Source organism: Curvibacter sp. GW821-FHT09D12 (assembly GCF_059416245.1).
Genome location: NZ_JBWKOU010000038.1, coordinates 1 through 17,005, shown reverse-complemented (window position 1 = coordinate 17,005; position 17,005 = coordinate 1). Strand labels below are relative to the sequence as shown.

The 17,005-nt window shown below is 62.6% G+C and carries 19 protein-coding genes; 13 read left to right on the top strand and 6 right to left on the bottom strand.

Annotated elements, in window-relative coordinates:
- The first annotated feature begins 113 nt into the window (after nt 1-113).
- Nucleotides 114-1,106, top strand: coding sequence for an alpha/beta hydrolase family protein (locus AC07PT_RS29260; protein WP_494659019.1), 993 nt, complete (start codon nt 114-116; stop codon nt 1,104-1,106).
- Here AC07PT_RS29260 and AC07PT_RS29255 read toward each other — a convergent pair.
- Nucleotides 1,103-2,032, bottom strand: a complete 930-nt coding sequence (locus tag AC07PT_RS29255) for a LysR substrate-binding domain-containing protein (protein ID WP_494659018.1) — start codon at nt 2,030-2,032, stop codon at nt 1,103-1,105. The two genes, AC07PT_RS29260 and AC07PT_RS29255, sit on opposite strands and share 4 nt — an antisense overlap.
- Nucleotides 2,033-2,143: 111 nt before the next feature.
- Between AC07PT_RS29255 and AC07PT_RS29250 the strand changes: the two genes are divergently transcribed.
- Genes AC07PT_RS29250 through AC07PT_RS29235 form a run of 4 tightly spaced genes read left to right on the top strand, consistent with a single transcriptional unit; the run spans nt 2,144 to nt 4,555 of the window.
- Complete coding sequence (locus AC07PT_RS29250; RefSeq protein ID WP_494659017.1) at nt 2,144-3,367, top strand: MFS transporter; 1,224 nt, start codon at nt 2,144-2,146, stop codon at nt 3,365-3,367.
- Nucleotides 3,364-3,486 (top strand): hypothetical protein, encoded by a 123-nt coding sequence (locus AC07PT_RS29245; RefSeq protein WP_492345927.1) that lies wholly within the window; start codon nt 3,364-3,366, stop codon nt 3,484-3,486. The genes AC07PT_RS29250 and AC07PT_RS29245 overlap by 4 nt, the downstream gene beginning before the upstream one ends.
- Nucleotides 3,487-3,503: 17 nt before the next feature.
- Complete coding sequence (locus AC07PT_RS29240; RefSeq protein ID WP_492345926.1) at nt 3,504-4,364, top strand: isocitrate lyase/PEP mutase family protein; 861 nt, start codon at nt 3,504-3,506, stop codon at nt 4,362-4,364.
- Nucleotides 4,361-4,555 (top strand): hypothetical protein, encoded by a 195-nt coding sequence (locus tag AC07PT_RS29235; RefSeq protein WP_494659016.1) that lies wholly within the window; start codon nt 4,361-4,363, stop codon nt 4,553-4,555. Before AC07PT_RS29240 ends, AC07PT_RS29235 begins: the two co-directional genes overlap by 4 nt.
- 33 nt (nt 4,556-4,588) lie before the next feature.
- On the opposite strand, the gene AC07PT_RS29230 is transcribed toward AC07PT_RS29235, so the two are convergent.
- Nucleotides 4,589-5,551 (bottom strand): LysR substrate-binding domain-containing protein, encoded by a 963-nt coding sequence (locus AC07PT_RS29230; protein WP_494659015.1) that lies wholly within the window; start codon nt 5,549-5,551, stop codon nt 4,589-4,591.
- A 98-nt stretch (nt 5,552-5,649) separates the two neighbouring features.
- On the opposite strand from AC07PT_RS29230, the gene AC07PT_RS29225 reads away from it, so the two are divergent.
- Complete coding sequence (locus AC07PT_RS29225; protein ID WP_494659014.1) at nt 5,650-6,852, top strand: MFS transporter; 1,203 nt, start codon at nt 5,650-5,652, stop codon at nt 6,850-6,852.
- A 39-nt stretch (nt 6,853-6,891) separates the two neighbouring features.
- Nucleotides 6,892-7,704: a 2,5-didehydrogluconate reductase DkgB gene (gene dkgB / locus AC07PT_RS29220; RefSeq protein WP_492345923.1), complete on the top strand. Its 813-nt coding sequence runs from the start codon at nt 6,892-6,894 to the stop codon at nt 7,702-7,704.
- Between the two features lie 445 nt (nt 7,705-8,149).
- On the opposite strand, the gene AC07PT_RS29215 is transcribed toward dkgB, so the two are convergent.
- Nucleotides 8,150-8,584 (bottom strand): winged helix-turn-helix transcriptional regulator, encoded by a 435-nt coding sequence (locus tag AC07PT_RS29215; protein WP_492346162.1) that lies wholly within the window; start codon nt 8,582-8,584, stop codon nt 8,150-8,152.
- Nucleotides 8,585-8,693: 109 nt separating this feature from the next.
- Here AC07PT_RS29215 and AC07PT_RS29210 point away from each other — a divergent pair, with 109 nt between their 5' ends.
- Both AC07PT_RS29210 and AC07PT_RS29205 read left to right on the top strand, forming a co-directional pair.
- Complete coding sequence (locus AC07PT_RS29210; protein ID WP_492345922.1) at nt 8,694-9,311, top strand: FMN-dependent NADH-azoreductase; 618 nt, start codon at nt 8,694-8,696, stop codon at nt 9,309-9,311.
- Between the two features lie 4 nt (nt 9,312-9,315).
- Complete coding sequence (locus AC07PT_RS29205) at nt 9,316-9,969, top strand: NAD(P)-dependent oxidoreductase (RefSeq protein WP_492345921.1); 654 nt, start codon at nt 9,316-9,318, stop codon at nt 9,967-9,969.
- Nucleotides 9,970-10,156: 187 nt separating this feature from the next.
- Here the strand turns inward: AC07PT_RS29205 and AC07PT_RS29200 are convergent, their stop codons facing one another.
- From AC07PT_RS29200 to AC07PT_RS29190, 3 genes are all read right to left on the bottom strand, one after another.
- The gene (locus AC07PT_RS29200; RefSeq protein ID WP_492345920.1) at nt 10,157-10,591 is read right to left on the bottom strand and encodes a DUF2267 domain-containing protein; all 435 of its coding nucleotides are present in this window, start codon (nt 10,589-10,591) and stop codon (nt 10,157-10,159) included.
- A 94-nt stretch (nt 10,592-10,685) separates the two neighbouring features.
- The gene (locus tag AC07PT_RS29195; RefSeq protein WP_492345919.1) at nt 10,686-12,812 is read right to left on the bottom strand and encodes a cation:proton antiporter; all 2,127 of its coding nucleotides are present in this window, start codon (nt 12,810-12,812) and stop codon (nt 10,686-10,688) included.
- A 277-nt stretch (nt 12,813-13,089) separates the two neighbouring features.
- Nucleotides 13,090-13,560 (bottom strand): sigma-70 family RNA polymerase sigma factor, encoded by a 471-nt coding sequence (locus AC07PT_RS29190; RefSeq protein ID WP_494659013.1) that lies wholly within the window; start codon nt 13,558-13,560, stop codon nt 13,090-13,092.
- 184 nt (nt 13,561-13,744) lie between these two features.
- Between AC07PT_RS29190 and AC07PT_RS29185 the strand changes: the two genes are divergently transcribed.
- The 4 genes from AC07PT_RS29185 (at nt 13,745) to AC07PT_RS29170 (ending at nt 16,896) form a co-directional block, all read left to right on the top strand.
- Complete coding sequence (locus AC07PT_RS29185; RefSeq protein ID WP_492345917.1) at nt 13,745-14,539, top strand: sulfite exporter TauE/SafE family protein; 795 nt, start codon at nt 13,745-13,747, stop codon at nt 14,537-14,539.
- A 671-nt stretch (nt 14,540-15,210) separates the two neighbouring features.
- On the top strand, nt 15,211-15,885 hold the full coding sequence (locus AC07PT_RS29180) for a CsgG/HfaB family protein (RefSeq protein ID WP_492346161.1): 675 nt from the start codon (nt 15,211-15,213) through the stop codon (nt 15,883-15,885).
- A 5-nt stretch (nt 15,886-15,890) separates the two neighbouring features.
- Nucleotides 15,891-16,253, top strand: coding sequence for a DUF4810 domain-containing protein (locus AC07PT_RS29175; protein WP_492345916.1), 363 nt, complete (start codon nt 15,891-15,893; stop codon nt 16,251-16,253).
- Nucleotides 16,240-16,896 (top strand): DUF799 domain-containing protein, encoded by a 657-nt coding sequence (locus AC07PT_RS29170; protein WP_492345915.1) that lies wholly within the window; start codon nt 16,240-16,242, stop codon nt 16,894-16,896. Before AC07PT_RS29175 ends, AC07PT_RS29170 begins: the two co-directional genes overlap by 14 nt.
- Nucleotides 16,897-17,005 lie beyond the last annotated feature (109 nt).

Sequence of the window (17,005 nt, the reverse complement as noted above, 5' to 3'; positions counted from 1 at the left end):
ACCCATGCATGCGCCTCATGCGTGGGCGTCCATTTTTTCGCTTGAAGCCGTTTTCTGCATCGCTAGATTCGACCCATGGACTCTTTTTCACTGAACCCGTCCCGGATCGAACGATGAACCACCCCAGACGCACCGCTTTGCCTCCTCAGGCCATCGAGATCACGGCAAGCGATGGCTATCGGCTGAAGGGCCAATGCTGGCGCCATGGCGGCAGCGCCTGCGTCACCACACCGCGGCCTGTGGTGGTGATCAACCCTGCAACCTCCGTGTGTTGCCGGTATTACGCGCGGTTTGCGGCGTATCTGCATCAACACGGATGGGATGTGCTGACCTACGACTACCGGGGCATTGGCGAGTCGCGTCCCCCCAGTCTGCGCGGCTTTCGGGCCGGGTGGATCGACTGGGGGCGGCTGGATTTCGAGGCCGTGCTGCAGTGGGCAAGGCACCGGTTTGCGGGCCAGCCGATCCAGGTGGTGGGTCACAGCGTGGGGGGCTTTCTGATCGGGTTGGCGCCCTCCAGCGCGCTGGTTTCGCGCGCGTTCACCGTGGGGGCCCAGTACGCGCACTGGCGGGACTATGCCCGCGACAAGCGCTGGCGCATGTGGCTCAAATGGCATGTGGTGATGCCGGCATTGACGGCGGTGTTCGGCTACTTTCCAGGCAAGCGCCTTGGCTGGCTGGAAGACACGCCCAAGGGCGTGGTGCGTGACTGGACCTCGCCAGCCCCGCGGTTTGAAGACCTTTGGCGCCGCGGCGAGGCGGCACTGAGTGTGGCGGAGCGGCAAGCGCTGGTCAGCCGGTTTGCAGCCCTGCAGGCCGATCTGCTGGCACTGAGCCTGAGCGACGACGAATTTGGAACCGTGGCCGCCATCGATCGCCTGTTGGCCTATTTTTCGGGTTGCGAGCGGGTTCATCTGCACCTTGACCCCCGGGCCCTGGGCGAGGCGGGTGCCGCGGGGGTGGGGCATTTCGCGTTCTTTCACCAACGTTTTGAGCACAGCCTCTGGCCCTTGGCCCTGGATTGGTTGGGCCACGCTCGACTGCACCCCGGCCTGAAGGGCGAGCTGACACGCCAGGGGCGAGCCTGGCCAAATGTAGCGAGCTAGCTCGCCAGCCCTGCAGACTGGGCCAGTACCCAATCGATCACCTTCCTGACTTCAGGGCGGGGCAGGGCGTCGGCCTGGATCAACCAGAACGCGTGGCCACCGTCCTGCAGGGGCTCCGACCCGGTCAGGGGGGGGCGGCAGGGCAGTTCCACCAGACGGCCATCGGCCAGCATGTCATTCACCAGCGGTTGGCGACCGAGTGCAATGCCTTGCCCGGCCACGGTGGCATGGATGATCTGGTCGTATTGGTTGAATCGCAGCATGCCCCTGGGCCGAACTCCTGCCCAGCCTCGTGCGGCCAGCCACTCGCCCCACTGCAGCCAGGGGCGGTAGGGGCCGTCGAACTCCAGCAGCACCTGTTGGGCCAATTGCTCGGGCTCGATCAGCGCACCCGCGCTCAGCGAGGGGTGCGCAACCGGCACCACCGTCTCGCTGAACAGGCGATGGGCACCGGCCGGCACCGAGTGGTGGTTGCCGTAGCGGATGGCCAGGTCCACCCCCTCGGCCTGCAGATCGGCCAGGCGATTGCCCGCCGACATGCGCACATCGATGTCGGGATGGGCCTCGATGAACCGGCCCAGCCGAGGCAGCAACCACAGCCCGGCAAAGCCCACGGTGGTGGTCAGTGTGACCAGCTTGGCACCTCGGCTTGGCTGAAGGGCTTCCACCACGTCCTGAATCTGCTGCACCGCCGTATCGGCGCTGCGGAACAGCCGTTCACCCTCCGGGGTGAAGGCGATGCGGCGATGGCCGCGCTCCAGAAGTTTCATGCCCAGGGCCTCTTCCAGCGTCTGGATCTGGCGACTGACGGCAGATTGCGTCAAACAAAGGTCTTGGGCCGCCAAGGTGATGCTCATGCGCCGGCCCACGGCGACAAAGCCTTTGATACCGTCGAGGGAGGGCAAGCTGACCAGGGGTTTTGACATTCTCAATATGAATGTAAGTGGAGACTAGAAGTCGTTTGAATAGAAGAAGCTTGAAGATTTTAATGAGGCTGTTCTTTCATTTTCACATTCTCAAAAAGAATGTAAAAACACATGCAGTCTCGTCAACCACTTTCATCGCCAAGCTCCTCCAGCCTTTGGCCCCTGGTCTTGTCCGCCGGCTTGATCATGGGTTTGTCGCTGGGGGTGCGCCACGCGCAAGGCATTTTTCTGTTGCCCATCACCCTGGACCGGGGCTGGTCGCGCGAAGATTTCGGTTTGGCCATCGCCTTGCAAAACCTGCTGTGGGGCCTGGCGCAACCTTTCACCGGCATGTGGGCGGACCGACATGGTTCGCGCCCTGTGCTGGTGGGGGGGCTTGTCTTGTATGCCCTGGGCTTGCTGGGCATGTCGGTGGCGGCGACGCCCTCTGGTTTCCTGTTCTGTGCTGGTCTGGGGGTGGGGCTGGGCTTGTCTGGCACGGCCTTCGGGGTGGTGTACGGTGCGCTCAGCCGCATGCTGCCCGCGGAAAGTCGCAGTTGGGGTTTGGGTGTGGCTGGCGCGGTCGGCGGCGTGGGGCAGTTTGTGCTCGTGCCCTTGTCGCAGGGCTTGATCCAGAGCCTGGGATGGGCCGGGGCTTTGGCGGCCCTGGCAGCCGGCTGCGTCATGCTGCTGCCCTGTGTGCTGCCCATCCAGGACCGGCCTCAGGCCGGGGGCCAGCGGCAGCAAAGCCTGAAGGCCGCGCTGGCCGAGGCGTTTTCGCACCGCGGGTTCTGGTTGCTCAACCTCGGGTTTCTGGCCTGCGGCTTTCAACTGGCCTTCATCGCCTCGCACCTGCCGGCCTATGTGATGGACCAGGGCTTGCGGGCGTCGGAGGCCGTCACTGGCCTGGCCATCATTGCCCTGGCCAATGTGGCCGGCACCTATGCGTGTGGCTGGCTGGGCGGACAAGGCCGGCGCAAGCACCTGCTCAGCAGCCTCTACCTGATCCGGTCTGCCGCCATGGCCTTGTTTGTGCTGCTGCCCCTCAGCACCTGGAGCCTGTATGCGTTTTGTGCGGTGATGGGCTTTTTATGGCTGGGCACCGTGCCTTTGACCACGGGGCTGATCTTGCAGGTGTTTGGCCTGCGCTACCTCAGCACCTTGTTCGGCTTTGTGTTTTTCGGTCATCAACTCGGCGCGTTTTTCGGGGTCTGGTTGGGTGGTTACGTTTTCGAAGCCACCCACTCGTACCTGCCGCTGTGGGTGATCAGCATGGCTTTGGGTCTGGCGGCGGCCTGCCTGCACTTTCCGATCGATGACCGGGCCCTGCCAAGTGCTTCTGAGGTGCCCGCATGAGGCCCGCCCGCGTGCTTCAGCTTTGCGGCCTGGCCTGTGCCCTGGTTGTGGTGTTCAAGGCCTGGTCGGTGCCCGAACTGGCCCGCAAGCTGGCGGCGCTCAGCACATTTTGCCCATGATGTTTCAAGGATCTGCCATGACATCCCAATACCAAAAGGCGGCCAGGTTCAAGGCCTTGCATGCCCAAGCTCAGACCTTTGTCACCCCCAACCCCTGGGATGCCGGCTCGGCCATCCTGCTGGAGCAGATGGGCTTTCAGGCCCTGGCCAGCACCGGTGCAGGCCTGGCATTCTCATGCGGTCTGCCTGACAACCAGGTGGGCCTGGAGCGAACGCTGCAACATCTGAAGGCGCTGACATCGGCGACGCACCTGCCCGTCAGTGCCGATCTGGAAAACGGCTTCGGACATTCGCCCGAGGAGGTCGCCCGCACCATCGTCCGGGCCGCCGAGGCCGGGGTGGTGGGGGGCTCGATCGAAGACTCGACCGGCCACCCCGGTGCGCCTTTGTACCCACTGTCATTGGCCGTGGAGCGCATTCAGGCGGCGGCTGAGGCCGCTCGAAGTCTGAGCTTTCCATTCACACTCACGGCACGTGCTGAGAACTTCGTCTGCTGTACCCACCCAGACCTTGATGATGCGCTCTGCAGGCTGCAGGCCTACGACAAAGCGGGCGCCGACGTCTTGTTTGCGCCGGGCATGCGCTCACTTCAGCACATCGCCACCTTGACGCAATCGGTCGACCGACCGGTGAACGTGATGATGGGGTTTGCCTCGCCCGAGTTTGGTCTCCAGGCGCTGAGCGAGCTCGGTGTGCGGCGCATCAGCCTCGGCGGCTCGCTGGCTCGAACCGCGCTGGCCGCCATGTGCCGCGCCATCGAAGACATGCAGCACCAGGGCCGCTTCAGCTATGCGGATCAAGCGATTCCGAATTCTGAACTGAATCAGCGCTTTGCCAAGCGCCTGCCAGCCCGCCAAGCCCCAGGGCCCGCACCATGATCGCGCAAGCCTTGGCCCGCTGGTCTGGCACGTGGGCCGCGCTCAAAGCCCGCTGGAAGTCGCGCCCACGGCGCCTCGACCAGCCCAGTCTGCCCGCCGAGGTCATCAAAGACCTCGGGCTTTGCCACGCTGATTGGGTGGCCATTCAGGCCGGCCACTTTGCGGGCGACGCCACCCGGCGACAACGCTGAGAGGCCATCAGCGGCTGCCCCCTGTTGTTGGGGTCAGCCGCATGACGACTTGACGCAAGAGCCAGCCGGCGCCTGCAACGATGAGCTGGCATCCTGTTCGAGTGCCGATGGCGTGGGCATCCGCGTCGCGAGGTAGTCGAGAAAGCATCGAATCCGTGCCGTGAGTGGCGTGTTGCGGTAATACACGGCATGCACCGGCTGCAGGACCTCAACCGTGTCCTTTGCCAGCAACTGGACGAGGTCACCGCGCAAGCGGTCATCACGGGTCATGAAGTCAGCCAGGCAGGCGATGCCCTGACCGGCCAGCGCCAACTGTCTCACTGTCTCGCCGCTTGAGGCCTTGATGTTCGGCATGACCTCGTAGGCTTGCCCGTGTTCGCTGCGCAAGGGCCAATGGTTGAGGCTCTCTGGTTGCGTGAAGCCGATCAGGCGGTGCTTTCGCAAATCAGCCACGCGCTTGGGGCGCCCATTCGCTTCGAGGTAGGCGGGCGTCGCCAGCACACGCAATCGGAAACTGCCGAGCGGGCGAGCATGCAAGGTGGAATCGCGCAGGTGGCCGATGCGAAGGGCCACGTCGGTGCGCTGTTCGATCAGATCGATGATGCTGTCGCTGCTGTGCAGTTCGATTTCGATCTCGGGGAAGCGCTCGCAGAACTCCCCGATCAGCGGCACGATGACGTGCAGCATGAAGGGCGAAGCCGCGTTGACGCGCAACCGCCCTGCCGGGCGCTGGTGGCGCGTGGCCATCTGGTCTTCGGCCATCTCCACGGCACCAAGGATGTCGCGCGCATGCGTCAGAAACACCACCCCTTCCTCGGTCAGTTCGAGCTTGCGCGTCGTGCGTCTCAACAGCGTGGTGCCGAGCTTGCTCTCCAGCCGGCCCAAGGCGCGGCTGGTGCCAGAAACCGTCTGTTCGAGTTGCTCGGCTGCGGCGGTGATCGAGCCGCTGTCGATCACCGTGGTGAAGGCGAGCAGTTCGTCGAGGCTGATTTTCATTCTTGACTCCTAGTCAAGAGAATTCTGCCTGATAGCGGCTTTTTGGGAATCAATAAGGTTGGGACACTGCGACCTCGACATTTTGTCCGGAGCCCCCCATGCCACTTGCCCTGTTTGCGCTGACCCTCAGCGCTTTTGCGATCGGAACGACTGAGTTTGTCATCGTCGGTCTGATTCCCACCGTCGCCGCCGACCTCGGCGTCGGCTTGCCTTCGGCCGGCTTGCTGGTCAGCCTCTATGCGCTCGGCGTCGCCATTGGCGCGCCGGTGCTCACCGCGCTGACCGGCAAGCTGCCGCGCAAGGCGCTATTGCTTTCACTGATGGCCTTGTTCACGCTCGGCAACCTGATGGCCTGGCAAGCGCCGGGCTACGAGTCCTTGGTCGTGGCGCGCGTGCTGACCGGCCTGGCACACGGTGTGTTCTTCTCTATCGGCTCGACCCTGGCGACCAGCCTGGTGTCCAAGGAGAAGGCCGCTAGCGCCATTGCCATCATGTTCACCGGACTGACGGTCGCGCTGGTCACCGGGGTGCCGCTGGGGACCTTCATCGGCCAGCATTTCGGTTGGCGCGCGACCTTTCTTGCGGTGTCCTCGCTGGGCGCGATCGCCTTTGTCGGCAGTGCCCTGTTCGTGCCCGGCCACTTGCGCCATGCGCCGCCGGCGTCGCTGCTCCAGCAGGCGCGTGTGCTTGCCGAGCCACGCCTGCTGCTTGTCTACGCCAAGACCGCGATCGGCTACGGGGGATCGTTCATCCCTTTCACCTTCCTCGCTCCGATCTTGCAGGACATCTCAGGCTTCGCGCCGGGCGCGGTCGGTTGGGTGATGCTGGTCTACGGCGTCTCGGTGGCCGTCGGCAATTTGTGGGGCGGCAAGCTGGCCGACCGCAAGGGGGCGATTCCCGCACTGCAGATCATCTTCGCGCTGCTCGCCGCCGTGCTCCTGATGCTGACCTTTACCGCGCCGCACCCCTGGCTGGCCGTCACGACGGTGTTGCTGTGGGGCGCGGTCGCCTTCGGCAACGTGCCGGGTCTGCAGGTCTACGTGGTGCAGCAGGCCGAGCGCGTCGCCCCCCAGGCGGTCGATGTCGCCTCGGGCCTGAACATCGCGGCCTTCAACCTCGGCATTGCCGGCGCCGCCTGGGCCGGCGGCCTGATCGTCACCCATCTGGGGCTGATGCATACGCCCTGGATCGGCGCGCTGGTGGTGCTGGTGTCGCTGGCACTCACCTCATGGAGCGGCGCGCTGGATCGTCGCAGCGGCGTGCCTCTGCGCTTCAATGGCGCCCGCCCGGCGGGGCACTGACCTGCACCGCCCCCAACAACCTCGAACCCAAGGACCCTCATGAACGAACCCCGCATCCCCGACTTCGGACTTGGCACCTTCCGCCTCACCGGCCAGACTGTCATCGATTCGGTGCGCAACGCACTGGAGCTTGGCTACCGCGCGATTGACACCGCCCAGATCTACGGCAACGAGGCCGAGCTTGGCCTGGCGATCGCCGAGTCCAGCGTTGCGCGCTCGCAGCTGTTCCTGACCACCAAGATCTGGACCGAGAACCTCGGCCCTCAACGCCTCCTGACCAGCCTGGATGAGAGCCTTGCCAAGCTGCGCACGGACTACGTGGACCTCACCTTGATCCACTGGCCTTCCCCGGGTGGCGCCGTGCCGCTTGCTGAAACCCTCGGCGCATTGATGGCGGCCAGGGAGCAGGGTTTGACGCGTGAGATCGGTATCTCGAATTTCAACATCGAGCTGACCCGGCAGGCTGTCGCCACAGTGGGCCCCGGTGTGATCGCCACCAACCAGATCGAGCTGAGCCCCTACTTGCAGAGCCGCAAGCTCACCGCCTTCCTGGAGGCGCAAGGCATCGCTGTGACTTCATACATGACGTTGGCTTATGGCAAGGTGCTCAACGACCCGGTGCTGGTTGACATCGCGGCCAAGCATCACGCCACCGTCGCGCAGGTCGCATTGGCCTGGGCCTTGCAGCTGGGCTATGCCGTGATCCCGTCGTCGACCCAACGCGAGAACCTTGCTTCCAACCTGCGAGCCCGTGATCTGCAACTCGACGCTGACGACATGGCGAGGATCGCCACGCTGGAGCGCAACGGTCGCGAAGTCGATCCGGCAGGTCTGGCCCCGAAGTGGGACTGACTCGTACCCCTGGATGCACCCCGTCACGCCTGACGGCCGGCAACTTGAGCCTCGGGATCAAAGCCCCGCTCGACAAGTACGGCAGTCCGCCTGGGCTTTCGGGCACTGCGGGCTCGTGACGTGTCACCGTACGCCCCTTCTTTCGCCCCTTCGTTCCTCCAGCCGCCGCCGTGCTGCTGATCCGCGAAGTGCTGCCGACGTGGAAGTCTGCATCGACGGTGCCGCGGCAGGTTGCGATCACCTGCTGCTGGGGCCGCGACCGGCAACCGGCGTGTGGTGCACGCGATTTTTTCGATCAGTCGTGACCAACTCTTGCTTGGATAGATCGGTGAATGTATTGCGCCTTGACACCCCAAGAAAGATCCGAATTGGGACAGAGGCCCCAACGCGAGCCGGCATTTGGATGTTGCCGCTGTGTTTGCACAAGCCTTCGGTCCAGGCTCGTTTATCGCCGCTGGTAGACAACGCCCTGAACCAAGACCTGATCCGGCTCCGGTTCCTCATCAAAACGTTGATGCGCCTCGGCAATGGCGAGTTGGTTCTTGTTGGCCCAGTTGACCAGTGCCATAACAGGCTCCAACAGCGTTCTTCCCATTTCAGTGAGTTCGTAATCAACGCGTGGAGGAATGGTCGCAAACATCGTTCGCGTGATCAGCCCATCGCGTTCAAGCCCGCGCAATGTCAGGGTCAGCATCCGCTGGGAAATGCCGTCGATGCTGCGCTTCAACTCGTTGAATCGCCGCGGGCCATTGGCCAGCATGGCGACAATGTAGAGGCTCCACTTGTCGCCGATGCGATCCAGGATTTCACGGGTAGCAAGACAGCCGCCAGCGTCAGGTGCGGGCATATCGGCCAGCAATTCGGTGTGACTAAGTGACACGCGTGTGCCTTCTTGTGAGGAAACGGCGGAAACCATAGCATCCTTTGTATGAATTGGTAAGTCAGAATAAATACATGACTTAGTTATTAATTTATACCTAGGAGCCGCCATGAGCCACACCCTGCTTGTCACTTCCAGCCCGCGCGGGGCTGACAGCCTTTCCACTCGCTTTGCCACCGAAATCGCCGAGGGCATCCGGGCCCGCTCGGGCGGCCCACTGACCGTGCGCGACCTCGCCGAGAATCCACCGCCGCACATCACGCCGGCCTATATCCAAGGCCGGATCACCTCGCCCGAAGAACGCGCGCCGGAACAAGTCGAGGCTGTGAAGGTCGCGCAAGAGTTGGTCGATGAGTTGAAAGTTGCCGATGTGATCGTGCTCGGGTCGGGCATGATCAACTTCGGCCTGCCCTCACAACTCAAGGCGTGGTTCGATCACGTCACCTGGCCACGCGTTACATTCGGCTATGGCGACACCGGACCGAAAGGGCTGCTCACCGGCAAGAAGGTCTATCTCGTGACCGCTGCGGGAGGCGTGTTCTCGGAGGGCTCCTGGGCACCGTTCGACTTTCAGACCAACTATTTGCTGCACCTGCTCGGTTTCATCGGCCTGACCGACGTCGAAGTGGTGCGTGTCGAAGGCACGGTTCTCGGCCCCGAGGCAGTGAAGGCCGCGATCGTCAGCACCGAGACGGCCATCACAGCCTTATTGGCGAAGGTCGCGTAATCGAATGGCCGGAAAAAAATCAATCGCGCTGTTCGGTGCGACGGGGCCGACCGGAAGGCACATCATCGAAGAAGCCTTGAAGCAGGGTTACCACCTGACGGTCTATGCGCGCGACGAGAAAAAACTCGCATCGTTCGCAGGAAGAATCGAAATTGTGGTCGGCGACCTGCAAAACCAAAGCGCCATTGCGAAATGCGTCCTGGGCGCCGATGCGGTCGTCAGCGCCCTTGGCCCCAATAGTCTCAAGGTTCAAGGCGATAAACCGGTCATGAACGGCTTAAGCCACGTCATCGCCGCGATGAAGCATGCGGGCGTGCATCGCCTTGTCCAGATTTCTACCGCTGCTTATCGTGATCCCAAGGATGGCTTTGCTTTCCAAACCCAGGCATTCGTGCTGTTGTTCAAGATAGTCGCGCGCAAGGGGTATGAGGACATCAAGGCGACCGGCGAATTGATCGCCAATTCAGACCTGGACTGGACACTGGTCCGCATCCCGAACCTCAAGGATGGCCCCGCCGAGGGCCGCTTGGATGTGGGTTGGTATGGAAAGACCAAACTCAGCATGAAGCTCTCCAGAGGCAATCTTGCGAAGTTCCTGGTTGACCAAGTGACCGACGAGGAGTTCTTGCGTGCCGCACCAGGTATCGCTAATCATTGACGCAACAACCTCTCGGCAAGGCTCGCGCCATGAGCGGATTCACCAACGCGGATGTACCCGATCAAACGGGAAAGACCTTTATCGTTGACCTGCCCTCTGCAGACGCCCCAATACTGCCGTTCTCCATTGAAACTGAGCAGTCGGCCCGAGCAAGGGGTGAGGCATCGTCTGGAGTGACTGGCAGGGGTCAGTTGTGCGAGCTAACGCTACTCCAAAGCTTGCGCATTTCGGGTGGCAGGGCGTCTAGCGCGCGGGCGAAAGCGTCCGATGGAACAACCGAGAACAATGCTAAGCCAACGGCCTCAATGGCGTTATCCGGCGAGAAGTTGTGTTTGTGACGCAGCGAGCGAACCTCTTTCAGGATGTCATCCCGATTGCCAATCGTTGCGGGTTGCTCGCCAGGGTTCCATCCTTCAATGAAGAGGCCACGAATTGCTGGTGGTAACTGATCTGCAAAGCGAAGTGCTTGGTGAAGCGTAAGCCTACGACGGAACGCATGGAGTACGCCTACGACCATGTTCCAGGCCATGTTCGTCGTCGCAAGACCAGCGCGATCACGCGCAGTCACCATGAATTTTTCGAAGTCAATGGAGGCGCGCTGGTACTCAGGAGGCCATGGCATGGGGATCGGATGTGAGGGCTTTGTTGCTGAGGCCTGACGTTTGCGGAAAGTCTAGCCCATCCCAAATCAATCCCCCCACGAATCAACGTCCCCTTCAGCCTTGCGGCCCCTCGGCCCCCGTCTGAGTGGCTTCTGGCCCATGGCGTCTCTTCAACGTCGGTCGCGCCACCCCCAACTGCCAGGCACGCCCCAGCTCCTGATCGACCCAGGTGTAGACCTCTTTGGAAATCATGCTTTCTGACACCATGGCTTCCAGGGCGGTGCGGCCCTGGCGCAGGGCAAACAGCAGCAGCAGGCGGCGTTCCAGGGCCTGGGTGAAGTCGGGGTGGGCGTCGCGCAGGGCCTGGATGGCTTGTTCGGCTGATTGGCTGCGGGCCAGCAGCACGGTGTCGAGCAAGCCGGCCATGCGCTCGCCCAGCAGGGGTTTGAGGCGGCTCTGGTTGTAGCGGTGCAGGCGCTCCAGCACGGCGCGGCGGCAGATCAGCAGCTCGAAGCGGTCGGCCAGGGCGGCTGCCAGGGGGCGGTCGAGGTGCAGGTGGCGGTGCAGCCACAGGGCCAACTGGTAGCTGATGTGTGGCTCCAGGATGCGGCGTGCGGCGCGGTTGTAACCCAGGCGCCCCTCGTTGCGGGCGGCATCGATCATGTGGCCGGTGTTGCTCATCATGGCGTCAAGGTTGCGCACACTCAAAATGCCGTTGCCGTACTCGGGGATCAGGTCACGCTCGCGCGTGGCCAAGGTGGTCAGGCCGATGGCGAGGCGCTCGCGTTCGGTCAGGTCGGTGGCCAGCGGGGCCTGGCCCAGGGCCAGGCCATTGCGGTACAGCTGGTTGACCTCGGCGGCAGCCTCGGGCTGAAAGTGAAAGGTGGCGGCGATGCGTTTGACCGTGGCCTCGACCTCTTCGGTGGACAGGTTGATAGCCTGCTGCTGCAGGGCCTGATCCTGGGCGGAGAGTCGGTCCAGCCCCAGTTGCCGGATCACCCAGCGCAGCGAGCTGCCATTGACCAGCAGGCTGAACAGCACAAAGCCGGTGGCAATCACCGACACAAAATGCCGGGTGGCCGCGGGCAGGGCGGTGTTTTCGGCCACGCCCATGGCCAGTACCAGGGTGACGGCGCCCCGAAGCCCACCCCAGGCCATGGCCAGCTTGTAGGCCGAAGAGATAGGGGCGCTCAAGTGCAGCCTGCTGAGGGCGGGCAGCATCAGGTACAGCACGGCCAGCCGCCCCACAAACGCGGCAACCACGGTGGCGAGCAGGTACCCTACGTCGTGCCAGGCCACATCCTGCAACAGATGGGGCACCCGCACCGCGGCCAGCAAAAAGACGATGGCGCCGGCCAGCACGGCGATCTGTTCCCACACCAGTTGCACGTGGTCCCAATTGCGCGGCGCCAACCGGGTCTTGGCCAGGCCGTTGATGACCAGCCCGGCGCAGACCACCGCCACCACGCCCGACACATCCAGCCATTCGCCCCCCAGCAGGTACAGCGCGTAGGGCACCGCCATGGTCAAAGCCGTTTCGGCCGAGGCGATGTTGTTCATCAGCGGCAACACAAAGGCCACGGCCCGGCCCACCACCAGGCCCAGCACCACCCCGCCGCCAAATGAATAGCCCAGGCTGGCCAGACCGTCTACCCAACTGACCGAGGCCCCGTGCCGGGTCAGCATGCTCATGAGCACGGCGGCCAGGGCAATGGCGGCGGCATCGTTGAGCAGGCTTTCGCCCTCCACCAGGCGGATCAGACGTCCGGGCGCGCCCACGTCACGGAAGATGCCGACCACGGCCGAGGGGTCGGTGGTGGCCACAATGGCGCCCAGCAGCAGGCACACCACCAGGCTTTGCGGCGCGACCAGTGCCAGGCCCAGGCCGATGGCCCCGGTGGCCACAAACACGGCCACCACGGCCAGCAAGAGGATGGGCGCGGCATCCTGCAGCATGTTGCGCACGTCCACGGTCAGCGCCACCTGAAACAGCAGCGGCGGCAGAAACAGCCACAGATAGGCCTCGGCCGGAAAGTCGGGGCTGATCAGGGGGGCAAAAAAGAAGGCAGCAAACTCAGGGGCCACCGAGTCGATGGCCACATAGCTGGCCCCCAAGGTGATGCCGACCAGCGACAGCAAGGTGGATTCGGGGGCGCCCATGCGGGCGGAGGCGACCTGCACCAGGGCCACGATGGCCAGCAGGCAGGCGGTCAGAACAAGCAGTTCGGCAAGACTGGGCACGGGGTGATCAGGTGCCAGTCAGGCACCGGTCCTGAATTGGGCGGGGGAAAGTAGGGGGGCGGCAAGGCATCCATCACAGGCCGTGGCGGGTGCAGGCACCCAGGCCAGGGCCATGATAGCCCCGTCTGCGCCGGGCCAGCCGCAGGCGGCAGCACCTGGATCAAGCAAGGTGTGCAAAGAGTGCAAGCCATTGCAATCGATGCACTGAATGCCGTGAAAAAACAGGCAAAAGAGGCCAAACCCCTTCCACTGCGGGGGGGCGTGCTGCAGCACAGTCTCAGGCTGGGCGGCTCAGGCGAAGGCGGCGCGGGCGTTTCGGGGGGGCTTTGGGCTCGGCCTCGCGGCTTTCCGGGGCGGGCAGCGTGGTGGTCGATCGCGCGGCGGCCGGCGCCGCCGATGCGGCGGGGTCGCGGGGGGCTTCCAGCAACTGGTCCAGTGCCCGGGCCTGGCGGGCCTGCTCACCGGCTCGCCCCTGCAGCAGGTGCTGGGCGCACTGGCGCAACAGCATGGCCATCCAGTCAATGGCCGGGCCGGTGTTGCGGCGGTACTGCCGTGCCTGCTGCCAAACCCGCACGTAACAGGCTTGCAGCACCTGCTCGGCCCAGGGCGGCGTGGCCACCAGCATCAGGGCCAGAACATACAGGCGGTTGGCGGTGGCATCGTGCAGTTCGGTCAAGGCCAGGCGCTCGCCCTGGGCGATGCGTTCCAGCAGCTGGATCAGGCGGTGGGATTCGGTCGGATGTGTCATGGGGCAGAGGGCTTGACCCGTCGGCGGTCGGAAGGTTCCGTTCATCGCGGGGCCGGAGTGTGCCTTGCCGGCGGCTTTCGCGCCGGTGCACTCCCCAATGCCCTTGCCTGGGCAGGTTTCATGGGGCGTGCTGCCTGCGCTGGTAGGTGCCCGGGGCACAATGTCTTGCCGTGGCGCCTGCGGGATGTTGGGGCTGAACTTGTTTTTGCGGGTGTACCGAGTGTCTGAACTGCTGCAACATTTCTCGTGGGTGGCTGCCTTGGCTGCCCTGCTGGTGGGGCTGTCCAAAGGGGGGCTGCCGGCCATTGGCATGCTGGCCGTGCCCCTGATGGCCTTGTCCATGTCGCCCGTGCAGGCCGCCGTGCTGCTGTTGCCGATCTATGTGGTGTCTGACATGGCGGGCCTGTGGCTGTACCGGCGCGACTTCAGCGCGCCCAATCTGCGCATCCTGGTGCCGGCCGGGCTGGGCGGCGTCTTGCTGGGCTGGGCCACCGCGGCCTGGGTGTCAGACCGGGTGGTCACCTTCTTGATCGGTTTGATGGGGCTGGGTTTTTGCCTGTATGCCTGGCTGCGTCGGCAAAGCGATGCCCCACCTCAGCCGGCCCACCTGTTCAAGGGGTGCTTCTGGGGCACGGTGACCGGCTTCACCAGCTTCATTTCACACGCCGGAGCGCCGCCATTCCAGGTTTATGTGTTGCCTCAGAAGCTGCCCAAGGCGCAGTTTGCCGGCACCGCCACACTGTTGTTTGCAGCCATCAATCTGGCCAAGATCGTGCCCTACCAGTTTCTACGCCCCTACTCGGCCCAGGCGCTGTGGGGGGCCGCAGCCCTGCTGCCTTTTGCGCTGGCCGGCACAGTGGCCGGCGCCTGGCTGACCCGCCGCCTGGCGGACGCCTGGTTCTACCGCCTGGTGCAGGTCGGCCTGCTGCTGGTGTCGCTCAAGCTGATCATGGATGCCTGGGGCATGCCGCAGGGTTGAGGCCAGGCGTCAGGCCTGGCGGCTTGATCTTGGCGCGGCGCCCCGGCAGCTTCTGCAAGGGGGCATGCCGAACAGCGGGTGCCCAAACCCGCGATGTTCATCGATGCCGTGGCTGGCACCTCGGCAAGCCGCTTGAGCAAGGCGCGCACGTCGTTGGCGGGCCACGTCAACAGTGGCGCCAGTGATTGCCGTCTGCAGTGAAGTGCGCATGGCCTTGGTCTGGCCTTGAGCAGGCGGATCTGCCGATCAAGGCCAATTTGCTGCGCAGCAGGCCCCATCCAAGCGGGTTTGGCACATGGTCTTGAGCAAGCGCGTGGCCGCTGCCGCAGGCAATGCCAAGGGCTATCTTGGCGGCCGATAGAGTGCAACAAAAAGCCATATCAGTATTTTGATCAATACAGGCTGAAACTATTTTTGTTTCAGGATTTTGCGGCTTGCAGATTGAGCGGCCTGTTCTGCGTTTTGAACGGGCTCATCATCCGTTTTTGGGGGCGCCGCTTCAGGTCCATGGCCGGCGTGAGCTGCGGGGTTTCTTACATTTCCCGTTCTGGAGAGTGGGCGCCGATGCTGTACTCACGAGCTGCCGATTTTTGGATCGCGAGAAAGAGAGATTTATTTTCTATTCACGATTCGAAAGTCAAGTTGGTCGTGATGTGCAAGGAGCGTTGAATATGAAATGGATTCCTCTGTTGGCTGGCGCGTGTGTGCTTGCAAGCATGGCAGGTTGCGCAACGGAAAATTCCAGGGTGCTTGAGACCAAGACTGTCGCTGCCGCGTCGAGTCACTTTGCGGGCCAGAAGTTGCCCATATCGGTTGGCAAGTTCGAAAATAGATCGCCATTCCAGCGTGGGATCTTCAGCGATGGTGTGGATCGTCTGGGTAATCAGTCAAAAACAATATTGATTTCCCACTTGCAGCAGTCCAATCGATTTTCTGTGCTCGACCGCGAAAACATGAGTGAATCAAGCCAGGAAGCAAAGATAAAAGGTCAAGCCCAGAAAATAAAAGGGGCTGACTTTTTGATCGCGGGCGATGTGACTGAGTTTGGGCGCAAAGAGGTTGGCGATCATCAGCTTTTTGGCATCTTGGGTCGCGCCAAAGAGCAGATCGCATATGCCAAAGTTGTTTTGAATGTGGTCGATGCATCAAGCTCTGAGGTGATTTATTCGGCCCAGGGGGCGGGTGAATTCTCTTTGTCCAATCGTGAGGTGATCGGTTTCGGCGGCACTGCAGGCTATGACGCTACCCTGAACGGGAAAGTGCTTGATCTGGCCATCCGTCAGGCAGTTGATAAGTTGGCTGCTGCCGCTGATTCAGGTGCATTCCAAATGCCAGCGACAAGGTGATGCCCATGCGGTCCTATACATTATTTTCGGTGATCACTGTGTCGATGGCGTTGGCGGCTTGTGCGGGGCCACCTACCTTGTACCAGTGGGGGCCCTATGAATCTCAGCTGTATTCACATTTCAAAAGTGAATCACCTCAGGCCCAGATTGATGTCATGGAGAAGCATGCCCAGATCGTGCGGGATTCTGGGAAATCCCTGCCGCCGGGCTACATGGCGCATCTGGCCGTTCTCTATGGCCAGGTCGGTCGTGATGCTGATCAGATGTCGGCTTTGCAGAAGGAGAAAGACAATTTTCCAGAGTCAAAAAATTACATCGATCGTCTGATCGGTCAATCGAAAGTGGGGGCTTCCGATGTCAAAAAATAAATATGTCTTGTATGCCGCTTTGCTTGGGTCGACGGTGCTGGTAGGGTGCGCAGCACCTCAAGCCAAAGACTACTCTGCATTTCGCGCTGCTGATCCCAAGACGATCTTGATTCTGCCGCCTAAAAACAGCAGTCCTGATGTCAAAGCGACTTATGGTGTTTACGCTCAAACATCTCAGCCGGTCGCAGAAGCCGGCTTTTATGTGCTGCCAATCTCATTGGTCGATGAGCATTTCAAAGCGCAAGGCCTGACCATTGCTGATGATATTCACGCAATTGACATCGGAAAATTGAGAGAGGTGTTTGGAGCGGACGCAGTTCTGTACATCGATGTGAAAGAGTATGGTTCCAAATATTATGTGATCGGCAGCAACACGGTGGTGGCGGCAGAGGGGCGCTTGGTCGACCTTCGAACGGGCGAGGTGCTTTGGAGTGGCGTGGCGCGGGCATCTTCCGAAGAGCAGTCTCAAAGCAGTGGCGGCATTGCCGGGATGTTGATCACGGCGCTGGTCAAGCAGGTGATGGCCACTGCCCTGGATCAGAGCTTCCCCATTGCCGGCATGACAACGCAGCGCCTGCTGTCCGCACAAAGCCCTGGGGCATTGATTCCGGGGCCGCGTCACCCTGCCTATCCAAAGCACTGATCGTCGCCCTGAGGGGCGCCTGCCCGATCGGGGGCGGTGCGTGTCAAGACAGTTGTCGCCTAATTCATGCGCGCCGAGCCGCTTTATCCAGTGCTGATTCCGTCGTCTT

What these genes read in the sequence shown, in the direction of transcription:
- AC07PT_RS29260 (WP_494659019.1), top strand. Translation starts at nt 114, where the DNA reads ATGAACCACCCCAGACGCACCGCTTTGCCTCCTCAGGCCATCGAGATC.
- AC07PT_RS29255 (WP_494659018.1), bottom strand. Translation starts at nt 2,032, where the DNA reads ATGTCAAAACCCCTGGTCAGCTTGCCCTCCCTCGACGGTATCAAAGGC.
- AC07PT_RS29250 (WP_494659017.1), top strand. Translation starts at nt 2,144, where the DNA reads ATGCAGTCTCGTCAACCACTTTCATCGCCAAGCTCCTCCAGCCTTTGG.
- AC07PT_RS29245 (WP_492345927.1), top strand. Translation starts at nt 3,364, where the DNA reads ATGAGGCCCGCCCGCGTGCTTCAGCTTTGCGGCCTGGCCTGTGCCCTG.
- AC07PT_RS29240 (WP_492345926.1), top strand. Translation starts at nt 3,504, where the DNA reads ATGACATCCCAATACCAAAAGGCGGCCAGGTTCAAGGCCTTGCATGCC.
- AC07PT_RS29235 (WP_494659016.1), top strand. Translation starts at nt 4,361, where the DNA reads ATGATCGCGCAAGCCTTGGCCCGCTGGTCTGGCACGTGGGCCGCGCTC.
- AC07PT_RS29230 (WP_494659015.1), bottom strand. Translation starts at nt 5,551, where the DNA reads ATGAAAATCAGCCTCGACGAACTGCTCGCCTTCACCACGGTGATCGAC.
- AC07PT_RS29225 (WP_494659014.1), top strand. Translation starts at nt 5,650, where the DNA reads ATGCCACTTGCCCTGTTTGCGCTGACCCTCAGCGCTTTTGCGATCGGA.
- dkgB (WP_492345923.1), top strand. Translation starts at nt 6,892, where the DNA reads ATGAACGAACCCCGCATCCCCGACTTCGGACTTGGCACCTTCCGCCTC.
- AC07PT_RS29210 (WP_492345922.1), top strand. Translation starts at nt 8,694, where the DNA reads ATGAGCCACACCCTGCTTGTCACTTCCAGCCCGCGCGGGGCTGACAGC.
- AC07PT_RS29205 (WP_492345921.1), top strand. Translation starts at nt 9,316, where the DNA reads ATGGCCGGAAAAAAATCAATCGCGCTGTTCGGTGCGACGGGGCCGACC.
- AC07PT_RS29200 (WP_492345920.1), bottom strand. Translation starts at nt 10,591, where the DNA reads ATGCCATGGCCTCCTGAGTACCAGCGCGCCTCCATTGACTTCGAAAAA.
- AC07PT_RS29190 (WP_494659013.1), bottom strand. Translation starts at nt 13,560, where the DNA reads ATGACACATCCGACCGAATCCCACCGCCTGATCCAGCTGCTGGAACGC.
- AC07PT_RS29185 (WP_492345917.1), top strand. Translation starts at nt 13,745, where the DNA reads ATGTTGGGGCTGAACTTGTTTTTGCGGGTGTACCGAGTGTCTGAACTG.
- AC07PT_RS29180 (WP_492346161.1), top strand. Translation starts at nt 15,211, where the DNA reads ATGAAATGGATTCCTCTGTTGGCTGGCGCGTGTGTGCTTGCAAGCATG.
- AC07PT_RS29175 (WP_492345916.1), top strand. Translation starts at nt 15,891, where the DNA reads ATGCGGTCCTATACATTATTTTCGGTGATCACTGTGTCGATGGCGTTG.
- AC07PT_RS29170 (WP_492345915.1), top strand. Translation starts at nt 16,240, where the DNA reads ATGTCAAAAAATAAATATGTCTTGTATGCCGCTTTGCTTGGGTCGACG.